Origin of the sequence: Methanohalophilus portucalensis, assembly GCF_002761295.1 — an archaeon.
GTDB classification, from domain to species: domain Archaea; phylum Halobacteriota; class Methanosarcinia; order Methanosarcinales; family Methanosarcinaceae; genus Methanohalophilus; species Methanohalophilus portucalensis.
Genome location: NZ_CP017881.1, coordinates 719,666 through 740,370 on the forward strand (window position 1 = coordinate 719,666; position 20,705 = coordinate 740,370).

A 20,705-nucleotide genomic window follows, 5' to 3' on the forward strand; every position below is an offset into this window, starting at 1 on the left:
TTTATTTATAGTTATGGGGTTGCATTACACTATCTTATGCAGCATTTTCGCCTGTTCTTTCATATGTCCAATTACATCGCTTCTGGAATTACCCTCTGACAGTATCGAAACAACCGGCTCATCCGGGTATGCCTTATATCCGGATTTCGGGATGTCTGCAAAATGCCCCTTTCCAAAGGCTTCAGATATTTGTTTGCTGACAGTAACCGGTTTTTCAGAAGCATACAGTATAGTTCTCCCACCCCACCGCTGGTATTTTGGTTTTTCTGGCAATATACCCTTAAATGCATCTACATGAGCCTGGAATAGATTGATTCCTGTTGCAATTTCCACACTATCCAGGCTTCCCTGGAACCTGGCATTTATTTCCAGTATCACGGGTCCCTTCTCCGTAATTATGAAATCCATTCCATTGGAGCCTTTCAGTTCAAAATGTTTACATAATTTTTTGCAGATTTCAATCATTTCCTTTTCATGGGGTGTCTGCATGGGAGTAATATTTCCACAATAGGCAAACTGCATGTTGGTGAGCCAGGGAATTCCTATGAGTTGCTCATTAACAGCAATTGTAGTAGCCTGATTTCCATCACTTATCATGGAAACACTTGCTGCAGTGCCGTGTATGACTTCCTGCAGAATAAGTTCATCCGGTTTGAAATTTCCGGCTTTGCATAGATTGTCAATCTGGTATTCCAGTTCACCTGCACTGGTTACTATTTTATTGAAAATCCCTCCGCCCCCCATTGCTGGCTTGAGTATCATTGGGGTGTTTATTTGCGGAGGATTCGTAGCTACATGGGTTTCAGGATGGTGGATACCAAGTTTTTGTAATTCTTCTGCAAAAAGTTTTTTATCCGATACAGTTCTCATCTGTCTTACAGAATTATTCAGGACCGGGCAGTCAAAGATTTCCCTCTCAAGCTTTTCAAACCCCGAGCCCAGGACAACTCCGTCAAAATCCGTTTCGAAATTATCCATTATCCGGACAATTTCTTCCCTATCCACTTCATGGATGTCTTCTTCCATCAAAGCATGGCATTTGCATGTATTATATTCCAGATCCCGGTCACAAAAAGCATCAATTGCATATACATTATATCCTGCACCCCTGGCAGAACAGGCAATATTCCTGCTGCTGTACCCGATTATCAGGATGTTTTTCATGCTTTTATCTCTTCGGGGATGGGTATTATTCCATATTCGGTTTTAAGTACCGGAATTTCCTCTCCCTCTCTGGCAGTCAGGAAAAAGGGTTTTTTGAGGGTCACTGTCTGGTAGTTTGTGGGATCAAGGACCATTATGGCATTGTCTTCAATTGCCACCAGTACAGCCCGTATTGCATCATTGTATACACCCAGGAACTCGGCCTTTTCGATATCTTCTATGGATGCAATAACTTTCTTGCCGGTTTGCAGGTCTATACATTTGGCTTTTTTATCACAATTTTTTATTTGCAATACCTGATTATTAAAATAGAGAACATCTCCGGGAACATATTTTGGCAGGCGTACCGCATATGATACTCGATAGAGCTCCTTACCATCTCGCTGGCTGAACAGGGAAGGGGATTCCTGATGCTCTCCTCCAAGTTTGGATGTTATAATTTTACAGATCTGCCTGCAGGCGCCAGATGAGCCGATATAGTAATCTGTTCCTTCCTTTGATGAAGACATGTTTGAAATAAAAGCCAGTCTGTCCCCTTTTTTTTCCATCCTGATCAGGGTGTCACGGACCAGGTGGTCACATTTTTTCTTTTCTTCATCCGTAGGATTCCTGTTACTTGCCCTAAGCTGGATGATTCCTTCATAGTAACCGGCAGCTATCCTGCTGCATGCATCACAGACACTGCGCTGGACACGGACCTCAGTTGTAAGTTTTTCTTCCAGAGGCATGCCGTAGATTTCTGCCTGAATGTAAACATTAACAATATACTGGTAGGGCGTCAGTTTTTGAGGTTCAAATCCAAGTTCAATTATGTCTGCATTTTCATGAAGCAACAATTCTCTTTCAACTTTCTCAAGTACTGTATTTGTATCGTGTTTTGTATCTGTCCACTGTCCTCTTTCGTACTTGGAGCCACATCTGGCACAGATCTGGGTGCTTATGACCGGGTCTAATTCGGCAAGTTTAAACTGCTTGAAAAAACAGTTCTTGCACACATTTTCATAAAGATTGTGAGTAGTATTGCCACATTTAGGGCATATGAGTTCTTTCATTAGACGCTGCATTTGATGTTGTGTTGTATATTAGTCTTTTGGACATATTGTTGGGATTTCTGTTTCAATATATCCTTTGATAACCCTTTTTTTATATTAATTGCCTTAAGGCCAGGCTCTTTTTTTTATAAAGGACAATCTATGTTACCCAACTGGGTTACACATGTTATTCTAAAACTTTTTTTTATATACTATGGACATACTGAAGATAGCAAGTGTATTTGATTTGTAAACCGGTCAGATGGATTAATTATTGGGTTGTACACGGTATAATAGGAACTTGGAGTAAGTTTCATTTGTCCGAATAATGGTGGTTGTATATCAATGAGTGCAGTATATTTAACGGTCATAGGAATTCTGCTGGCAATAGCTGTGTTTGCAGTTAAGGCCGGAGTGGGATGTGGATGCTCGACTATCGATCGCAGACAGCTGTTAACAATTGCAGGGATGTATTTTGTCTTATCAGTAATTATAGGTGTAATTCTCAATTACATCGATATATCCTACCTGCTGAATGCTTCCCAGCTTGGGATGGGCCTGCATGTGGTAATGGCTCTCTTGCTTTTGGGAGTGGGAATATACACATCCAAAAAATGGAATTGCGGAGTGGATGTATCCCATAAGACTTTCCTTGTGATCTCCCTGCCCTGTCCGGTATGCCTTGCAGCCCTTTTTATGTCGATTATGCTGCTTTCCAATACCGTTGAGATCAGCAGTGCGCTTCTGGGACTTGGAGTTGGTGTCATCTTTTTTGTTTCTATCATTTCCTCTTCCCTGGTTGTCAGGAGGCTTAAAAAGGACCCAACAACCTTGGGCAATGCCATGACTTTCCTGGGTCTGTTCTACCTGATGGGTGCAATAATTGCCCCTGCCTACATGCACGCAAAACAAATGGGCCTTCCGACTTTCAGCGGCCCTGAATTTGACATCATACCCTTCATCGGCTTTGCAATTCTCATATCTGCCGGCTTTGCACTTAATCGCATCAAAACCCAGCATTAATTTAAGGAGTGATAATAAAAAATGGCAATAGATTCTTCTTTATTCCAGATAATGTATACAGTTTCTTCTTCACTATTGTATCCTGTTATCATACTGCTTTTGTTAGCAGTGGTATCATCTCTGGCCTTGATCGGTGAGTTCATTTCCGAATATTCCAAGAGGCATCGCAATGTCACCCAGCTTGAGGATGTGGGGAAAAGGGTGCAGGATTCCGTGAAATCTTCTGATTTCAATTCTGCTGCTTCACATCTGGGAGAACTCAAGCAAAACTCCCTTGTGATGTCATTTGCCCGCGACGCTGCTGCCCATCTTGGCAGCAGTGCTGCCACATCTATCGACTGGCTTTCCGAGGAGTATGAAGTCAGGATGACCAAGAACCTGGAGTATACCAAGATCCTTTCCACGGTTGCCCCAATGATAGGCCTGATGGGAACCCTTATTCCCCTTGGTCCGGCTTTGATCGGACTCGCAGAAGGTAACATCCTGCAGCTGGCGCATAACCTGATGGTGGCTTTTGCAACAACAGTACTCGGTCTGTTTGCCGGAATAGTCGGGTATGTCCTGACGCTTGTGCGTAAAAGATGGTACTGGCAGGATATGGCTGATATCAATTATCTGCTTGAGTGTATGGAGGGTGAGGAATGAGGAAGCAAAAGAAATACAGGCGAAGCGGCCTGCTTTATGAAGGAGATGAACAGAACCCCTTAACAGGCGTGGCCAACCTTTTCGACATAGCCATGGTCTTCTCCGTAGCTCTGCTTGTGGCCTTGGTAATGTCCTTCCAACTGCCGGAATTGTTGTCTCCCACGGATGATGTGACCATTGTAAAGAATCCTGGTGAGGAAAACATGAAGATTATCGTCAAGGAAGGTCAGGACATTGAAGTATTGAACATGACCGAACAGATTGGAGGCGGGTCAGGTGAGGCGCTGGGTACGGCCTACCAGCTGGCAGATGGACGGGTGGTTTATGTGCCCGAGGGTAAAAACGAATCGGGAGGATAACCCATTTTATTTTTTTTGTTATATAAAAACAAGTTGATCGATTATATGTAAAGGGGAATTGTGGATAAATTTAAGTTGAAAATATTGTGGTGACATCCCGACCTGTCGGCTGGCGGGCTCTAGGGTCGGGATGTGCTGCATACTATCGAGGCGATAATATGCGATTTGGAAAAGTGTGTTTATTAGTTTTAAGTGTATTGATTATGCTGGCAGTGGCAGTGCCGGCGGTATCGGCAGAGGAACAGGTTAACGTAACCTTGATCACTTATAATGATGGGGAAGTAATCAATTATGCAAAAGATGCAAATCCTTATAATGACAGTATAAATGTGACTTATCATTCTACTATGTTCAATCTTTCTGAAATAGATCTGAGTAATCAGGATGTCATATTTACCTATATGTTGTGGTCCAGTAAGTACGAAGAATTTTCTGATGAATTGGAGAAAGCCAAATCAAACGGCTCTATTCTGATCGATATAACAAGTTATGTAAATACGTCTATCTATGATCATACTTTTACAGGAAGTGAGCCATACCAGAGCAAGGATGAGAAATATTTCTTCAATATGGGTATGCAGGAAGAATTCCTAAAAGAAAATACTGAAAATTTCCTTGTATATTTGGCCAAGAACTATAGTACTAAAACAGGTCTTACAGCCAGCTGGGTATATGAAGACCCAATTCTCCTCCCTGAAGGTATTTATCACCCAGATTCAGACGAAGATGTATATTGGTTCGATAATTCCAGTGAATACATAACCTGGTACCAGAATAGTTCCAATGGCGATCACTTTGTATACAATTATTCAAAACCGACAATTGGGATCTGGTTCCATAAAGAGGATTATAAAGCCGGCAATATGGAGATAGTGGATGCTCTGATATCTGATCTGGAAAGTAAGGATTGCAATGTTATTGCAGGATTCGATACATTTCTTAACATCTCTGAATACTATTGTTATGAAAACGGAACGCCTCTGGTAGATTGTATGATCTCCCTGAAGAGTTTTGGGCTTGATGTCAGTAAATATGAAGGATACGGTCAGGAAGAGTTGACGAATCTCAATGTTCCGGTATTGAAAGGAATGGTAGCTGATGCGTCTTCCGGTGACCCGGCCGATGCCAATCGGGGTATTTCCAACCAAGAAGCCACACGTAAGACTGTCCTCCCAAATATCGATGGAATATTTGAATATATAGTACTTGGGGAACAAAAACAGATATCCTGGGGAGTTTACGAATATGAGCCGAATCCTGACCAGATTGACTGGATGGTAAACCGTACCATAAAATGGGCCGACCTTAAACGAAATGAAAATCAGGATAAGAAAGTTGCTCTTATATATTACAACTATCCTCCAGGCAAGGACAGTATCGGTGCCAGCTACTTGGATTCCATGTCAAGTATAGTGAATCTTCTTGAAAAAATGAATGAAAGTGAATATAATTTAACCTATGTACCGGAAAATACCACTACTTTGTTGGATAGGGTTCAAAAACAGGGTATAAATGTTGGTTCATGGGCACCGGGTGAGCTGGATGAGATGGTAGAAAACCGCACGGAATGGGGAGTCCATCTTATACCCGTGGAAACCTACAGGGAATGGTTCAGTGAGGAAATCCCGGAGGATCTGCGCAATTGTGTAATTGAAGAATGGGGAGAACCTTGGTCAGAGGATTTCTCTGAAGACCAGAAATTGATGATATGGGAAAATGAATCTGGGCGATACATTGTTATTCCTGCCGTGCAGTGTGGAAATACATGGCTGATGCCCCAGCCTGCGCGGGGTATGACACAGAATGATAATGTGTTATATCACAGTACCCTTGTACCCCCGCCACACCAGTACATAGCTTTCTATCTGTGGTTGAATGATGAATGGGATGCCGATGCAGTCATCCATATGGGCACACACGGGACGCATGAATGGCTTCCGGGTCTTGCCTACGGGATGAACAGGACATCTGACTGGGCTCCATTATTGTTACAGGACTTACCCAACATCTACCCCTATATCGTGGCTAATGTTGGAGAGGGATTGACTGCGGAATATAGAGGAAATGCCTTGATTATCGACCATCTAACCCCTACATTGGAGAGAGGTGGTCTTCATGCGGAGATGGCAGATCTTTCAGGTAATATTCAGACTTATTATGATCCGGGAATGGCGGATGATGTGAGGGATGAGTACAGGAAAATAATTATTGACCAGATGGTGGATCTTAATTTAGATGAGGACCTGACTATCAATGAAAGCACACTGGAAAACTATCGTAATAATGACCCTCTGTTTCAGGCATTTGTGAAAAATGTGCTTCATGAGTATCTGGAAGAAATCTCTGAGGAAAACATACCCTATGGTTTCCATGTTCTTGGTGAAGTACCACCTACGAATTTAACGGGTCCGAAAAATGACCAGCTTTCGGCAATGGTCCGAGCGATGCTGGGTAGCCGTTTCCAGAACAATGTTTCTGCTGCGTTTTACCAGAATGAGACGGTATACCCGATGGGAATTCCCTTGAACGATACGAAGATAGATCGGCTGGTGTGGGAAGTCATAACCAATAATACGGATTGTGTTATAGCACAGGATAGAGTTTACAGTTCCAACAATTCATCTATAACTGCCGATTTGGGTAGGGGGATCGAATACAGGGATGATCTGCTTGATTCGGATGTTGAACTTGATAAAGTAATATCTGCCCTTGGTGCAGGTTTCATATCACCGGGCCCGGGAAGGGATCCGATACAGAATCCAGATTCTGTACCTACAGGACGCAATTTCTATGGTGTGGATTCCAGGCTTTATCCTTCACCGGCCACATGGGAGCTGGGATCAAGGCTTGCTCAGAATATGCTTGAAGATTACTATGACAAACATGGGGAATACCCTGAAAAGGTTTCTTTCTCTAGGTTTGGAGTTGAGTTCATAAGGGATCACGGGACGCTTGAGGCTGAGGTCCTTTATTTACTGGGTGTAAAACCTGTATGGGACGAAACGTCCAAACAGGTGATTGGCCTTTCCCTGTTGAACGAATCCGAATTGCTACCAAATTATGATCCGTCTAAACCTGGCAGGCCACGTATAGATATTGTGTATACAACAGCAGGTATGCGTGATGCCTTCCCGGACAAGATCAAGATGATCGATGAGGCGGTGAGGCTGGCAAATGAAGCACCAGAAGGTAATTACACTAATTATGTCAATCAAAGTACCCAGGAAGTTCGACAGGCATTGATAGATGCAGGGTACGATAAAGAAACTGCTTCGAAGCTCTCGACTATGCGTTGTTTTGCTGTACGTGATGGTACCTATGAAATCGGGGTTGCTAATGCCATTGGTGCAAGTGGCACTTGGGATGATGAGGCGGCAATAGCAGACCTCTACCTAAATAAAATGGGGTATTCTTACGGTACTGATATGTGGGGTTTCCAGAGTTCTGACCTCCTTACCGAAGCCCTGAGGGACGTGGATGCTTCTATTCACTCGGATTCTTCCAATCTATACGATACGCTGGACAATGATGATTTCTTCCAGTACTTTGGTGGAATGAATCTCGCAACAAGGCATATTTCTGCTAATACTCCCGAGATGTATGTATCCGATACGCGAAATTCTGCCGAAAGTGGAATGGTGACGATGAAGGAATATCTCAACAAGAACCTCCGTTCAAGGTATTTTAACGATAAATGGATAGAGGGAATGAAAGGTTCGGGTTATGCCGGCGGAAAGATGTTTTCTGAGTTCGTGGAAAACCTCTGGGGCTGGGAGGTCTCAAATCCGGAACTCGTTGATGACAGTGATTGGGAGACGGTCTATGAACAATTCGTCAACGACCCGGAAATGGAGGAGTGGTTCAAACAGAATAATCCTGATGCATATCAATCTATAACGGCCAGGATGCTTGAGACTACCAGAAAGGATTACTGGGATCCTTCGGATGAAATGTTCCAAGATTTAATGCGCAATTATGCCGAATCTGTTGTTGAGGATGGCGTTTCCTGCTGCCACCATACATGTGGCAATCCGATGCTCAACAGCTATGTTGTTGAAGGCTTGATGTCTGTACCAGGTGTTGTTAGTGATGAGACGTTATCTGAGTTTGTCAAGAAAATTGAACAAGCAACTCAAAAGAGACTGGAGACATCTTCCTCTGAGGAATCACAAAGTCCCTCCAGCAGCGGCGGTGTAGGCAGTGCACAGATAGTGAATGCTTCAACCACAGGCACCTCATCTAATCAGACCACCACTACTTCTGATGGCGGCTATGGTGAATCTACGCAGGAACCAACATCCGAGTCAGCAGAATCCAGCAGCGATTATGTGGAAGGCTATGAGATGACAAAGGAAAACCCGCGGAAAGATAACTCGGGTGGCTCATCCTTCTCCGGTGCTGACATTGTGGGAACCATACTGGTGCTTGCAGCTGTGGGTGCCATGTATATCGGTTTCAGAAGGAGACAGATGTAAGGAAAAGACGACAAAAAGAGCAGATAAGGATATCCTTAATCACAGGATATCCATTTATTTTTCATGGCAATATGCAAAAAGAAAATTTTTTCAGCTTTCCTTTTACACAAAATCAATTTACTTAAAGTTGCTCGGCAATCTGTACTGCATTAAGGGCGGCGCCCTTGAGGATCTGGTCCCCGCAGACAAAGAATTCCAGTCCATGGTCACCGAACACGATGTTCTGTCTGATCCTGCCAACTTCCACGTCGTATTTCTGGGTGGCTGTGAGGGGCATTGGGTACACATTGTTCTCGATATCATCTTTCAATTCAACACCTTCAACTGATGCCAGCAGTTTTTTGGCGTCATCGGGGGAAATCGGTTTTTCAGTTTCGATAACAATGCTTTCCCCGTGGACCCTGAGAGTGGGGATTCTCACACAGGTGCAGCTAATCGGGATATCGGGTTCCTCAAATATCTTGTGGGTCTCCCAGACAACTTTCATTTCCTCGCGGGTGTAATCATTTTCCTGGAAACTGTCGATATGAGGAATTGTGTTGAAAACGATAGGATGGACAAATGCCTGATGGTTTACCTCTTTATCTTCAAGATAGTTCCTTGTCTCATTGATCAGTTCATTCATTCCGGCAGCACCGGCTCCACTGGTTGCCTGGTAGGTGCTGATGATGACCTTTTTCAGGCCGTATTTTTTATGGAGGGCATACAGGGGAATGGCTGCGATTGCGGTTGTACAGTTGGGGTTTGCGATAAGTTTTGAATCCCCGATGGCATGGGCATTGATCTCCGGGACCACCAGCGGCACGTTGTCATCATACCTGTATGCACTGCTGTTATCAACCACGTAGCATCCTGCATCGGTTGCCTTCTTAGCATTAGCTTTGCTCCACGAGCCGCTTATTGCGAAAAAAGCAATGTCAAGTTCCGAGTAATCTGCCGTGTCTGCATCTTCGATGGTAATTTTTCCGAAAGGAGTCTCCATTACTTTGCCGGCACTCCTCTGTGATGCGTAGAGTTTCAATTCTTCTACCGGGAACTTCCTGTTACTCAATACTTCGATAATTTCTCTGCCCACCGCACCGGTGGCACCCATTATTGCGATTTTGTAACTCATTTTCATCGTCCGTTAGTTGTCGGGTAATCAGATACGTCCCGAATTTTTAATATCTTTAACAACAGTGAATTTTTTTGAAAACTATAGTATTCACCAATTAATCTGCAATTCACTCATAAGGATGTTTGCTGCATTATAGTATATCCATAGAATAATAATATTATCATCAGGAACTGCAAAACTCCTGCTGGTTAGTTTTGATTCAAATCCTTATCAGCTCATAATCCCTGTTTCCAAGGCCTATTTCTTCCCCGTAACTTAACTGGATATCTCCTGCACTGTTTTTCCAGACACCTTTGAACTTGTCTTTGCCGGGTTCTATATTTTCTTCAAGCTTGGATGCAGTAAATCCATGTTGCTCGTTTACGAGGTCCAGGCTTGCCTGGTCGATAGCCACCGGATCTGTGGATGCCAGGATGCCTATGTCTGGTACCAGCGATACATCGCTCCAGGGCGCACAGTCACATTCCGGTGTGATACGTACAAGAAAATTCATATAGCCTATTTTTTCCTGTCTGCCGGCAACGGTGCCAAGGGCATATTCGCTCATCATTTCCATGAAATCAGGTATATTGTCATAATTGAAATCAATCGCTTCAGGTGGACAGACCATCATACACTCCCCGCAGCCAATGCATTTATCGTCCTCGATAGTGGCTATATTATCACTATCAAGTTCCATGGCATTATATGGGCACACATCAACACAGGTCCCGCATCCAGTACACTTGTTGACATCAATCTCCGGATGAAGCCCTCCATGCTGCTCCATTTTCCCGGCTACTGAACCTCCGCCCATTGCCAGGTTCTTGATTGCCCCTCCAAAACCTGCAAGTTCATGTCCCTTGAAATGAGACATCACAATCATACTCTGGCAGTCAAGTAGTTCGGATGCGATTTTAACACTGTCAAAATGTTTCCCCTTAATTGGTATCTGTCGGAAACTGTTTCCCAGCAGTCCGTCTGCTATTATCAGTGGCGCCCGGGTGACTTCATAACCAAAACCGTGCTCAATTGCCGTTGTAAGATGATCCACAGCATTCCTGCGGGATCCTGAGTACAGGGTATTGGTGTCGGTAAGATAGGCCTTTGCACCCGAAGAATGGATCTTATCCACAACCTGCCTGACATTTACCGGACTTATGAAGCCTTCATTGCCCTTTTCCCCGAAATGCAGTTTAATGGCAGTGAGTTCTCCTTCATCAATTATTCTGTCAAATCCTGCTGTATCGTAAAGCCTTTTGATTTTCTGAATTGTGTTTTCACAATCTCTGCGTACTTTCAGGTCGACAAAAAAGACTTTGCTTTTCATGAGTGATACATCTATATTCAGTACTAATAAATTTGGTGCAAAAAAAGAATTGAAGCACCCGTATTTAACGGATGCTTTTCGATTTATTTATTCTGTGGTGGCCAGTTCTTCTCCAGCCATCCAGGAAGTCTGCCGGAGTCTGCCGGTCCAATGAGTACCCTTGAACCCACCTTGTCCTCGACATCACCCTGCAGGCGTGCGGACAGGCCGGGCAGGATGACGGTGTTGTAGTTTGTCTTTTCCTTAAGGTCAAACTTGGCATTTTCCAGAGTCTTCTTGATCTTGTCTGCGGTCAGCTGTCCACCGGCAACAGCGGCTTCCACACCGATACCCTCAGTATCTGCCACCACAATGTAGCAGTCTATCTTATTGGAAGAAATATCACTCTCAACTGTATAGTAGGTGAGAGCAAAGTTTGTGGTAACTATAATTGGTGAATCGGCAGTAGGTGAACCGACCTCCCATACACCCGGATCAACAGTTACAGGCTTTCTTGGGTCCGTGTAAATGGTATCTCTCAGGTGCATTTCAGGCAGCAATGCATAAGGTTCTATGCTATGCATGATCATAATGTCGCCGTACTTAACAGTGAGTACGGAGGCTACCACAGTTTCCCAGTAGGATGCACTGACATCATCATCGTAGGCCATCCATGCAGTCAGGGGAACGGCCATAATTGGATAGGCAACTTCGCCATCCCCGTCTATACCTGCTCTTCTGATCTTCAGGAAATTTTCGAACGTTGTCTTCAGTTCCTTGCCTGTGGGGAATGTTCCCGGGTCAAGCACAAGGTCCTCTATTCCCATTTCTGCAAATGTCTTTGCCATTGACTTGAGCAAGTCCAGGTCATTCGGTGCGAAAAGGGTTACAGGCACCTCGTATTCCTTTGCAAGGCCAGCAACTTCTTTCCAGTTCTCCTGGTTGGCTGCATACATAAGTGGCTTTTTGTCTGCTGCTACTTCCAGAGCGGCTTTTAATACTGCCGGATCAAAAGAACAGAGTACAAGTGGTAATTCTGTAAGTCCGATCACCTTTTTCACGGTGCTGGCAAAAGTTTCGGGTTTGCCTGATACACAACGTACCGCTACCATATCAAGGGTCAGGAATTCTCCCACATAGAATTTCTTGAAAGTCTGGATGGTATTGATTCTCTCCTCAAGTTCCTTTTCATCCATAGTGTCTGTGACATCGTATGCATAGGCTGTCTTGTTGAAGAAGGTCAATTTATGACGGAAAAGGACATCATCTCCGCCAATGCTGACTGATTTTTCGCCAGTACCAATGGTGACTTCCCTGATTTCCGGGGCAAGCAGTTTTTCCAGTTCCTCAAGTTTTTTTGCATACTTGTCTTCCTCTACCATGGGCAGACAGTCTTCGGCACTTTTGGAACGGTCGATAAGGTGTGAGGCAAAGGCCATACATGTATCTTCACCACACCTGCCACAGTTTGTTCCCGGCAGGTATTTGTAAGCATCAAGGGGGCTATTAATCTTCATTTTATACCTCCGCAGTGATCCAGTTGGTGATGTCAGGGGTCTTTGCTTCAATATTGCCATAGAGAGTCTGTGTGATCTCTTTGAGCACCTGTACGGATGTTGGGTGCATCATCATGAACATGTCATTGCCTGCAAGTGCAAGGGACAGTCCTGTAACGATCTCCCAAATGGGTCCCCTGTATTCTCTGGGTCCCCAGTCAGAATCTTCCTTAAGGGGTGATTCTTTCATCCAGGATTCACGTGCACCCCATGCATTGGTGGTACCTGAAGACATCGGGAAGTTTAGTTCATCGTCACCCATAAGGGCAGACAATCTAATCCTTTCCATGTTACTGTAAGCATAGTCAAGACCGTATCCAAGGGCTGCTGTTGTCGGATCCATCACAATGCTGTCACGTGGGACATTACACTGTTTCATGAGTTTACGGTTGAGTTCTTTCTGAGCATTGATCTCAAGCTGAGTCCAGGAAAGGACTGCATGACCATAATCCGTTGCTGCTTTTGCCACCCTTTCATAATCCAGGTTAAGACTTGCGGATGCAAGCAGGGCACGTTCTCCTTCAGCAACCTCTGCGGCTTTTTCGAGTACTTCAGGGTCTTTCTGTGGATTTCCTGAACCACCGATTACGATAGGCACATCAACTGCCTGTAATACATCCTCTACTACCTTTGCAGCTTCCTTTGCAGGAGTATCATTGATAAGAGGGTCTGTAGAAATCAGGTGAATTGTAACCATATCCGCATTATACTCATTGACAACTTTTTTAGCCCATTCTGCAGGGTCTCCCATAACGTCTTCATAATTGGATTTGACAGACTTTGCCATTGAGATAGGCATGTCAAAAACATCCATTGTGACATAATTACGGTTGGGCATTTCTGCATCAAAATAGAATGGCATTGCCTTTTCGCCACCCAGGGTTATTGTATGGCCACGGCTTCCTCCATCTGCGGAAGTTGCACCGAGGGTTACTTCCTGGATAGGTGTATTCCATTCGCTACTTCTGGCAACATCGAATTTAGTCTGCATCAGTTCCTCTATTGCAGGTTCTGCCTGTAATGCCGCAGTTTCTCCTCCGGCTCCAAGACACTGTGCAAAGAGCTGGTCTACAGGATAGCCCAGCATTCTGGCGATGTTTGCCACATGAAGGGAGATCTGGGCGGCTTCATGACCAAGGGCATAAGCCATAGCCGGATTCATTCCCCCGCCTCCCTGTATATCAAGTTCTATGTCACCTTCGATAGTAACCCCTTCCAGGGATTCCACATCGAGGTCTTTTAAGATACTATTAAGGTCTGAAAGTTTGAGTTTATCTGACATTCCACTTCCACCATCCGATTATTTATTACAATCCAAGTTTTGCTGCGATTCTTTCAACTTCGATAACGGCTTTCGAATCTTCTGGAAGATCATAGAGAGCTTCCCCTGCGAGATCTCTCTCTGCAATCTTTTCATCCGTTGGAACAAGGCCTATTAATTTCAGGCCAAGTTCATTCGCAGTTTTCTGGATCTGTTCTTTATTGTCTTCTGTGACTTTATTTGCGACCACATGGATATTGTGCACATCTGTTTCCAGCTCATGCACAAGTTCACTGATTCTTTCGGCAGTCCTCATTCCCCTGCGGGAACCATCGGTAACCACCAGGAGATCATCGATATTCCTGATAGTCTTCCTGCTGAAATGTTCAAGACCTGCTTCCATGTCCATGATAACCACGTCATAGTTTTCGGTCAGGCGGTCCATGATTCCCCGCAGCAGATTGTTTACATAGCAGTAACAACCTGATCCTTCGGGTCTTCCCATAACCAGCAGGTCATAGTCAGGTAACTCGTTGAGTGTTTCGTATATCTTGGATTCGAATATCGATTCCTTGTTGATATCGGGTGGCATGTTGTCCCGTTCATTCATCATGTATTCCTTGATGTCACCTATGGTACGGTCTGCCTCACATCCCAGGGTTTCCGGGAGGTTGGTATCCGGATCGGCATCGATTGCCAGGACAACCTTTTCACTTTTTGTCAGGTGGCGCATGAGAAGAGTCGTTATGGCCGTCTTCCCGGTGCCACCTTTACCTGTAATCGCAATGATTTTTGTCACAGAGAAACCTCTGTATTACTCGTTCTTCTTAATGATTATCTTATCAACAGATACCTTTGCATTCTTGAGAATTACCTTTACACCGCCACTTCCGGAAGTTGGCATGGCTGGCATATTCATTGGCATTGAAGCAGGCATCTGCATGGCGGGAGCGGCTTGTTGTGGAGTCTCTTTTTCCTCCGCAGCCTCTTCCTCTTCTTCCTTTTCCCATCTATTGACAATTGGATGGTTCTTTTCTTCCAGGAAGTTTCTGAGGGTTTCCAGATCTGATACATCCTCTTCAGTAGCAATCTTGTCTGCAATGTCATCCGGTATGTCGTCATATACACGGTCTTTGAGATGTTTGGGCATCCAGACCACACGTTCCCATCCGCCGTCTGATTGAATGAATTTGGGAGAACGGAAGTAATTGATACCAACACCAAGGAAACCGCTTATCTGTTTTCCACCACCTGTCTGTCCTGCCATTGTAGAGAATGGAAGGCCGTTGGGTGCAGACTCATTGAAATCCCTGTCCACCCATCCAATGCCGTCTACTTCGGGTATATAGAAACCTACTACCTCAAAGCATCCGCATGATGTGTGTGGATATTCAAAGAATGAGTGAAGTTTTATACGGTCATATTCCCCGCTTGACAGGGATTTTGCAGTCTCGTTTACACCGGTGTACTCACCTGATTCGGCATCAATGACATCACCCTTTGGAATCGGGAACTGCGGTCCCTCGGGGTCTACCTTGGCGGCTGCCCTGCCGTCAAACCAGTTGATAGCACCACAGAGGGATATCCTGTCCGGGGTTATTACACATACATTGGATGGTGCAAAAGATTGACAGAGGGTACATCCATAGAACGTATCAACATCCTCATCATGGAGATTACGGGTCCTGTCATCCCTGGCCTTGTATTTGGCTTTTGCCTCATCCATGAGTTTTTCAATCTCGTCCTTGTCCGTGATGTAGGTAGCTTCCACTTTCTCTATGAACGGGAGTTCGTTCTTGAAAAGCATCATTATTGCCTGAGCAATGGATTCAAAGGAGGTAACACCTTTTTCCACAGCCTCTTTGCTTAAACGAACCCACACATCATAACGCTGGTTCAGGTGCATAAGCCCCTGTATATAATTCTGGAAATCGTGGTTTCTTCTTTCCACAATGGATTCAAGGTCTTCTTCAACAAGTTCGCCGGCAATCTTGTAGATCATGGCGAAAGGGTATCTTCCTCCCTCTTCCATATCCTGGATGTCCGGACCGATCATGTTAAACTTGCCGTCTACCACGTCATCCATCTCAGCTGCCTTTACAAGTTCAAAACCTATGGATTTGGGACCTGAAAGTTCCACATACATGTCATTTTTTCTGATTCTTTCTCCTTCAAACATTGGAGAAATTTCAAAAGGAAAATCTTCAGCCATTCTTAATATCCTCCCTCTTTAAAATTCAAAGGTTATCAATAAGTTCGTCAAGTGCTTCCAGATGTACTTCGGGTGTAGTATTACCAAAAGACATGGTAGCATTTTGGGTATAATGTCTTCCTATGTTAATTGTTTTCAGGTCTGAAAAATTCTTCAGTCCTGAAAGAACTTGATTAATATAATATTTCTTATGTCCAAGCAGGATTATCAGATCATAACATCCGTTATCATCCAACCCACCCCATTTAGGGTCACAAAGAAAAGTACCAAGGAAATGGATGTTGATATATTTTGCATCCACTTCCTCTTCATCGATAAATCCCTTTATGGAATGCCCGGTAGCAGCTACAGGAATACCTTTCTTTGCTATGGCTTGTGCACGGGCAAGGAGCTTTTCCTCCAGGACATCCGAGCCAACAACGAAGAGAGGCCTTTTAGCTTTTTCGATCATCTTTGCTACAATAGCTGGCTTTGTACCCTTGGCAGATTTAGGCCCATATGTTGTATAGACCTTCAGGTTTTTTGAAACATCAGCCATTTTTAAGCCTCCTTACACAATCTTTCCACGTTGGTGGGTTGGGCCGATACATCCAGTTTACTGGTCGGACCGGATACAATCTTCTTTTTATTCCAGTCGATTTCCCATCCATACTCCTGCTCAAGTTTCTTAAGGAGTTCTTCCCGTCTTGCAAGTGGCAAGTCAGTTTCACTTCTGACAAAACGGTACCAGTCATCAGGGAGCACTCCGAGATATTTCTCACTGAGCTCAATGTAATGAGTCAGTTTGATCATTCTTCCCATATTGTTGTCACTTGGACGGATACAGTTCTTGGCAAGCATAGGCATCATTTCATCAATGGTTTCTGCGGTTGTTAGCAAGAACTCCGGAGCTGCCGGGATATCCATTGTTTCCCCGTTTCTTGCATCCAGGACCTTCCATTTATCTTCTTCATAGGGTTTGCCTATGAGTGCTCTGCGGTATTTTGAACCGTGAGGACCAAGAATTACAGGGATTCCAAGCCTATTACATCCGGTTCCAATTGAAGATGCTTTCTGGGAATATGCTCCCCATGCAACACCAACAGCTCCAACACGGTTGAGAACATAATCAGCTATTTCTTCATAATTACCCGTGATATTACGTTGCGCAAAGATTGCGGCAACTTTTATGGCAGCAGCTGTGATATGGGAGTTGGAAACACATGAACCTACATTGATAAGGTTTCCTTTCTGGAACTTTGCCGGATATTTCTCGTAAAGGGTCTCTCCGTCATCGTTCTGGTACATACCAAGGTCCATTGCAGAACATCCGGACATCAGGACTATGTAGTTACGGCGAAGCATTTCGTCTGCTATCCGATACAGGTCTTTTGTTCCATCAGGATAGTTTGAACATCCGACCATTGCAATGATTCCTGGTGTGGTACCCATAACTAGGTTGACGCCTTCTTCGCGAATTTCAGGATCACTGATCTGGCCACGTCCGACACGAACTTTACCTTTTTCATTCCGGATTACTTTCTGGGACGCCTTTTCAATTACATTTAGGACAGGTATATCCTTTGGACATGCCTGTTCACATCTGCCACAGCCTACACATTTATCATGCAATAGTTCGAAAGCCCTGAGGTCACCTTCTTCAGCAGCGGTCATGGCATCGCTGATTGGCAGGTTAGTTGGACATTCGAGTTCACATGCAAGGCAATGTACACATCTGGAGGTAAGTTCGTTGAACTCTTCTTCAGTAGGTAGGGATACGACACCTTTTTCCTTACGAATTTTTGACATTTCCTGTGTAAGTCTGGGGGCAACTTCACCGAGTTTTTCAAAGTCGAGTATTAGGGCACCATCTTCCCTGCCGGATTTGAGATCATCGATTATATCTTCAACATCATCTTCGGACCTGTCAGGCAGGCCATACATGATTTTGTCATTGGTTGTTATGACAGGCATCATCAGTTCCCGGGCTTCCCTTAGCACGTCAGCGCGTACACACTGTTCATCGACAACAATAACATCAGGGACACCGGAGCGTATCATCTTGAGTTCTTTGGCTAGGGTTCCGACAACCTTGGCCTTTGGTACGTCTCCTCCTTCGGTCCTGTATCTTGTCATGTCCAGAGCGGTACAGCACAGACCACAAAGTTCCATATTTTCGGTCAGGTCATTGTCTTCCATATAGTCTATAATGTCGGTTACTCCGGCAACGTTATGACCGATAACCAGCAGTACAGGTTTTTCGGAGTCAATTGTTCCCATGCCAATTTCTGAGAGAGGTGGTTCTTCATCTGCTTTTGGCATTTCCAGACAGGAAATCTGTGCGATATCGGAAACTTCCATTCCTACATGATCGAGCATACCACCATGCATTGCCTTGGATTCAAAATCGATTGCCTCTCCTTCCTGTCCCATATGGACACATGCAAGAAGCTGGACGAGTTGTTCCTCCACATAACCCAGGGCGTCTTCCAGATCACCGAGAGTTTCAGGTTTTTTGCCTGTTACCATCTGGACATTCGGAGCAATTATATTTGTTTGTCCGACTTTAAGCGGATAATCTGCCCCGTACTTGTCTATCAGGTGGTGGAGTAGGTGTCTTCCGTGACCGGAGTGAGCTGATGCTCCTGTAATCACACGCAGCATGAATTCCCTGGCATTATGGCCTTCCATGTTGATACCACATGCTCCTTCCTTGTTCCCAGTAAGGTCACAGGTACCGAATGTACAATAACAACACTGGTCACACATGGGCGTGTAGACTGCGTTATATCTGTCTAGAAGTTTATAGTCCCAATCCCTCAGTCCGGAGATATTTGGTTTTATAGTGGGCCCGACTTCTCCTTCCTCAGCGGCGGTTTTTTCGATAGCACCTACAATGCTTCCGATGTTGATCTGGACGTTTTCCAGGTCGCTGACAGAGAATGTCCCTGTTTTAAGTTCACTCATCTATGTATTGTCCTCCTGGGTGTCCCATCGCTATAAATTGTATAGCTTTGATGGGAGTGTTATAGTTTGATAAAAAGTTAATAGTTTATACAGTAGTGGACTGTGTCATAACTAATGTATATTCAGTATATAAGTCTTTCTGGTATTTATCATGATTATAATAGATAATTCTTTTTATTTGTTTGCGCTGTTAATTCAACCTGCTTTCTGATTATGGAAATAGATTTATTTACTTTTGCATATGTGTTTAGGTAGGAGGATATTTTGGATAACCAATGCTGGATATGCGGAAAGAAAGAGCCAGTGATGTATACATGCCGCTACTGTGGCAAAACATTTTGTTCTGATCATCGTCTTCCTGAAAGGCATGGCTGTGAAGGCCTGGGCGATGGAACACGTTTCAGCTCTGCACAAAATGCAGCTGGAAGTAGTGGTGCCAGAGGCCGCAGTACTTCCGGTACAGATCAAATAGTGAAGGATTTTTTTAAAGAAGCCACCAAAAATGCTGCAAAAGGTGCTGCCGGGAGTGCATTTAACAGGACTAAACGCTCCTTTTATACTAGTCCATCAATGGCTATAATAATTATATGTATATTTTCATTTTTCCTGGAGCTCCTGTTGGGTCAGCCCTATTATACTTTATTCCAGCTTGAACCGGGTAATATTCTATCCAGGCCCTGGACTTTGATTTCTCATATGTTTCTCCATGCAAGTCTTGGTCACCTGTTCTTCAATATGCTTGTTCTCTATTTCTTTGGCAGGATACTGGAGAGGCGTATTGGCAATTCAATGTTTATTTACCTGTATTTTATTTCCGGGGTAGTTGCAGCTTTAGGTTTTATTGCAACGACCTCTACTAGTTACCCGATGGTAGGGGCCAGTGGGGCAATAATGGGTGTTTTTGCAACCCTTGCAATTCTTGAACCAAATCTGCCTGTATATGTCTTTTTCTTCCCAATGACTATCAAATCTGCTCTAATACTCTTTGTGATAGTGGACTTATTTTTTATGTACATGAATATTTCCGGGGACATGATAGCTCATGCAGCCCATTTGAGCGGAGTTTTTGTTGGCATCATTGTGGGACGCAGACTTAAAAAGAACTTAAAGGTTCCTCGTGGTTCCTTATACAGGCGGTGGTGATAGTGGGCTCTACCAGGCATCTTTCTTTACTGTACCCCAGGCCTCGTGAAGGGGAAGAAATTCCAGTGCAGTTTATTGACATGGAAAAAAAAATTGCAGCCTGGTCGCCTGAAATTAGAAAGACTTTATACTTTGACGCTTTTGATCAGGCCGAAGGATTAAAAAGAATAAGAGAAGTATTTGTTTTAAGGGTGTATAACTGGTACCGTGATGGTCAATCTATCATTGAGTTGACAAATGACGAAAGAATGCAATTTGAGGATATTTTCAATAAATTTCTCTTATATAGGGGAGAAATTATGTACAGGAGAAAGAAAGAAGGAAGGAGGTACAAAAACTATTTCGTACTTGTGGATGATTCATATTCCAAAAAGGATGTAAACGAATGGTTGCTTGCTGAAAGATTATAAGGTTTGCAGGGCCTTAGTTGTTAATATAGTCATTATTTGTAATTATGGTTAATTGTTGATACTGTGGTTGCACAT

The 20,705-nt window shown here is 44.0% G+C and carries 16 protein-coding genes; 6 read left to right on the forward strand and 10 right to left on the reverse strand.

What is annotated here, in order from left to right:
* Window positions 1–24: 24 nt before the first annotated feature.
* Both BKM01_RS03885 and BKM01_RS03890 read right to left on the reverse strand, forming a co-directional pair.
* Entirely contained in the window at window positions 25–1,164 is a 1,140-nt protein-coding gene (locus BKM01_RS03885) for an ATP-grasp domain-containing protein (protein ID WP_072359748.1), read from the reverse strand.
* Window positions 1,161–2,216, reverse strand: a complete 1,056-nt coding sequence (locus BKM01_RS03890) for a 60S ribosomal export protein NMD3 (protein ID WP_072359746.1) — start codon at window positions 2,214–2,216, stop codon at window positions 1,161–1,163. The genes BKM01_RS03885 and BKM01_RS03890 overlap by 4 nt, the downstream gene beginning before the upstream one ends.
* Window positions 2,217–2,540: 324 nt before the next feature.
* On the opposite strand from BKM01_RS03890, the gene BKM01_RS03895 reads away from it, so the two are divergent.
* The 4 genes from BKM01_RS03895 to BKM01_RS03910 all read left to right on the forward strand — a co-directional run bounded on the left by BKM01_RS03895 (window position 2,541) and on the right by BKM01_RS03910 (window position 8,697).
* Window positions 2,541–3,218 (forward strand): DUF2162 domain-containing protein, encoded by a 678-nt coding sequence (locus BKM01_RS03895; protein WP_072359744.1) that lies wholly within the window; start codon window positions 2,541–2,543, stop codon window positions 3,216–3,218.
* A gap of 21 nt (window positions 3,219–3,239) precedes the next feature.
* Complete coding sequence (locus tag BKM01_RS03900) at window positions 3,240–3,863, forward strand: MotA/TolQ/ExbB proton channel family protein (protein ID WP_072359743.1); 624 nt, start codon at window positions 3,240–3,242, stop codon at window positions 3,861–3,863.
* Complete coding sequence (locus tag BKM01_RS03905; RefSeq protein WP_072359740.1) at window positions 3,860–4,222, forward strand: DUF2149 domain-containing protein; 363 nt, start codon at window positions 3,860–3,862, stop codon at window positions 4,220–4,222. The genes BKM01_RS03900 and BKM01_RS03905 overlap by 4 nt, the downstream gene beginning before the upstream one ends.
* Window positions 4,223–4,380: 158 nt before the next feature.
* Window positions 4,381–8,697, forward strand: a complete 4,317-nt coding sequence (locus BKM01_RS03910) for a cobaltochelatase subunit CobN (protein ID WP_072359738.1) — start codon at window positions 4,381–4,383, stop codon at window positions 8,695–8,697.
* A gap of 121 nt (window positions 8,698–8,818) precedes the next feature.
* Here BKM01_RS03910 and BKM01_RS03915 read toward each other — a convergent pair whose 3' ends face one another.
* The 8 genes from BKM01_RS03915 to cdhA form a co-directional block, all read right to left on the reverse strand.
* On the reverse strand, window positions 8,819–9,811 hold the full coding sequence (locus BKM01_RS03915) for an aspartate-semialdehyde dehydrogenase (protein WP_072359736.1): 993 nt from the start codon (window positions 9,809–9,811) through the stop codon (window positions 8,819–8,821).
* Between the two features lie 202 nt (window positions 9,812–10,013).
* Window positions 10,014–11,123, reverse strand: coding sequence for a DUF362 domain-containing protein (locus tag BKM01_RS03920; RefSeq protein ID WP_072359734.1), 1,110 nt, complete (start codon window positions 11,121–11,123; stop codon window positions 10,014–10,016).
* An 83-nt stretch (window positions 11,124–11,206) separates the two neighbouring features.
* On the reverse strand, window positions 11,207–12,619 hold the full coding sequence (gene acsC, locus BKM01_RS03925) for an acetyl-CoA decarbonylase/synthase complex subunit gamma (RefSeq protein ID WP_072359732.1): 1,413 nt from the start codon (window positions 12,617–12,619) through the stop codon (window positions 11,207–11,209).
* A 1-nt stretch (window position 12,620) separates the two neighbouring features.
* Window positions 12,621–13,940 carry a CO dehydrogenase/acetyl-CoA synthase subunit delta gene (gene cdhD / locus BKM01_RS03930; protein WP_072359730.1) on the reverse strand — a complete coding sequence of 440 codons (1,320 nt, stop codon included), beginning with the start codon at window positions 13,938–13,940 and terminating at the stop codon, window positions 12,621–12,623.
* A gap of 25 nt (window positions 13,941–13,965) precedes the next feature.
* Window positions 13,966–14,718, reverse strand: coding sequence for an ATP-binding protein (locus BKM01_RS03935; RefSeq protein ID WP_072359728.1), 753 nt, complete (start codon window positions 14,716–14,718; stop codon window positions 13,966–13,968).
* 15 nt (window positions 14,719–14,733) lie between these two features.
* Window positions 14,734–16,131 (reverse strand): CO dehydrogenase/CO-methylating acetyl-CoA synthase complex subunit beta, encoded by a 1,398-nt coding sequence (cdhC, locus tag BKM01_RS03940; protein WP_072359726.1) that lies wholly within the window; start codon window positions 16,129–16,131, stop codon window positions 14,734–14,736.
* Between the two features lie 25 nt (window positions 16,132–16,156).
* On the reverse strand, window positions 16,157–16,669 hold the full coding sequence (gene cdhB / locus BKM01_RS03945; protein WP_072359724.1) for a CO dehydrogenase/acetyl-CoA synthase complex subunit epsilon: 513 nt from the start codon (window positions 16,667–16,669) through the stop codon (window positions 16,157–16,159).
* 2 nt (window positions 16,670–16,671) lie between these two features.
* Window positions 16,672–19,077 carry a CO dehydrogenase/acetyl-CoA synthase complex subunit alpha gene (cdhA, locus tag BKM01_RS03950; RefSeq protein ID WP_072359723.1) on the reverse strand — a complete coding sequence of 802 codons (2,406 nt, stop codon included), beginning with the start codon at window positions 19,075–19,077 and terminating at the stop codon, window positions 16,672–16,674.
* A gap of 264 nt (window positions 19,078–19,341) precedes the next feature.
* On the opposite strand from cdhA, the gene BKM01_RS03955 reads away from it, so the two are divergent.
* On the forward strand, window positions 19,342–20,220 hold the full coding sequence (locus BKM01_RS03955; RefSeq protein ID WP_072359721.1) for a rhomboid family intramembrane serine protease: 879 nt from the start codon (window positions 19,342–19,344) through the stop codon (window positions 20,218–20,220).
* An 80-nt stretch (window positions 20,221–20,300) separates the two neighbouring features.
* Window positions 20,301–20,630 (forward strand): hypothetical protein, encoded by a 330-nt coding sequence (locus BKM01_RS03960; protein WP_234993668.1) that lies wholly within the window; start codon window positions 20,301–20,303, stop codon window positions 20,628–20,630.
* Window positions 20,631–20,705 lie beyond the last annotated feature (75 nt).

What these genes read in the sequence shown, in the direction of transcription:
- acsC (WP_072359732.1), bottom strand. Translation starts at nt 12,619, where the DNA reads ATGAAGATTAATAGCCCCCTTGATGCTTACAAATACCTGCCGGGAACA.
- BKM01_RS03960 (WP_234993668.1), top strand. Translation starts at nt 20,301, where the DNA reads ATGGAAAAAAAAATTGCAGCCTGGTCGCCTGAAATTAGAAAGACTTTA.
- cdhC (WP_072359726.1), bottom strand. Translation starts at nt 16,131, where the DNA reads ATGGCTGAAGATTTTCCTTTTGAAATTTCTCCAATGTTTGAAGGAGAA.
- BKM01_RS03915 (WP_072359736.1), bottom strand. Translation starts at nt 9,811, where the DNA reads ATGAGTTACAAAATCGCAATAATGGGTGCCACCGGTGCGGTGGGCAGA.
- cdhD (WP_072359730.1), bottom strand. Translation starts at nt 13,940, where the DNA reads ATGTCAGATAAACTCAAACTTTCAGACCTTAATAGTATCTTAAAAGAC.
- cdhB (WP_072359724.1), bottom strand. Translation starts at nt 16,669, where the DNA reads ATGGCTGATGTTTCAAAAAACCTGAAGGTCTATACAACATATGGGCCT.
- BKM01_RS03885 (WP_072359748.1), bottom strand. Translation starts at nt 1,164, where the DNA reads ATGAAAAACATCCTGATAATCGGGTACAGCAGCAGGAATATTGCCTGT.
- cdhA (WP_072359723.1), bottom strand. Translation starts at nt 19,077, where the DNA reads ATGAGTGAACTTAAAACAGGGACATTCTCTGTCAGCGACCTGGAAAAC.
- BKM01_RS03895 (WP_072359744.1), top strand. Translation starts at nt 2,541, where the DNA reads ATGAGTGCAGTATATTTAACGGTCATAGGAATTCTGCTGGCAATAGCT.
- BKM01_RS03920 (WP_072359734.1), bottom strand. Translation starts at nt 11,123, where the DNA reads ATGAAAAGCAAAGTCTTTTTTGTCGACCTGAAAGTACGCAGAGATTGT.
- BKM01_RS03910 (WP_072359738.1), top strand. Translation starts at nt 4,381, where the DNA reads ATGCGATTTGGAAAAGTGTGTTTATTAGTTTTAAGTGTATTGATTATG.
- BKM01_RS03890 (WP_072359746.1), bottom strand. Translation starts at nt 2,216, where the DNA reads ATGAAAGAACTCATATGCCCTAAATGTGGCAATACTACTCACAATCTT.
- BKM01_RS03900 (WP_072359743.1), top strand. Translation starts at nt 3,240, where the DNA reads ATGGCAATAGATTCTTCTTTATTCCAGATAATGTATACAGTTTCTTCT.
- BKM01_RS03905 (WP_072359740.1), top strand. Translation starts at nt 3,860, where the DNA reads ATGAGGAAGCAAAAGAAATACAGGCGAAGCGGCCTGCTTTATGAAGGA.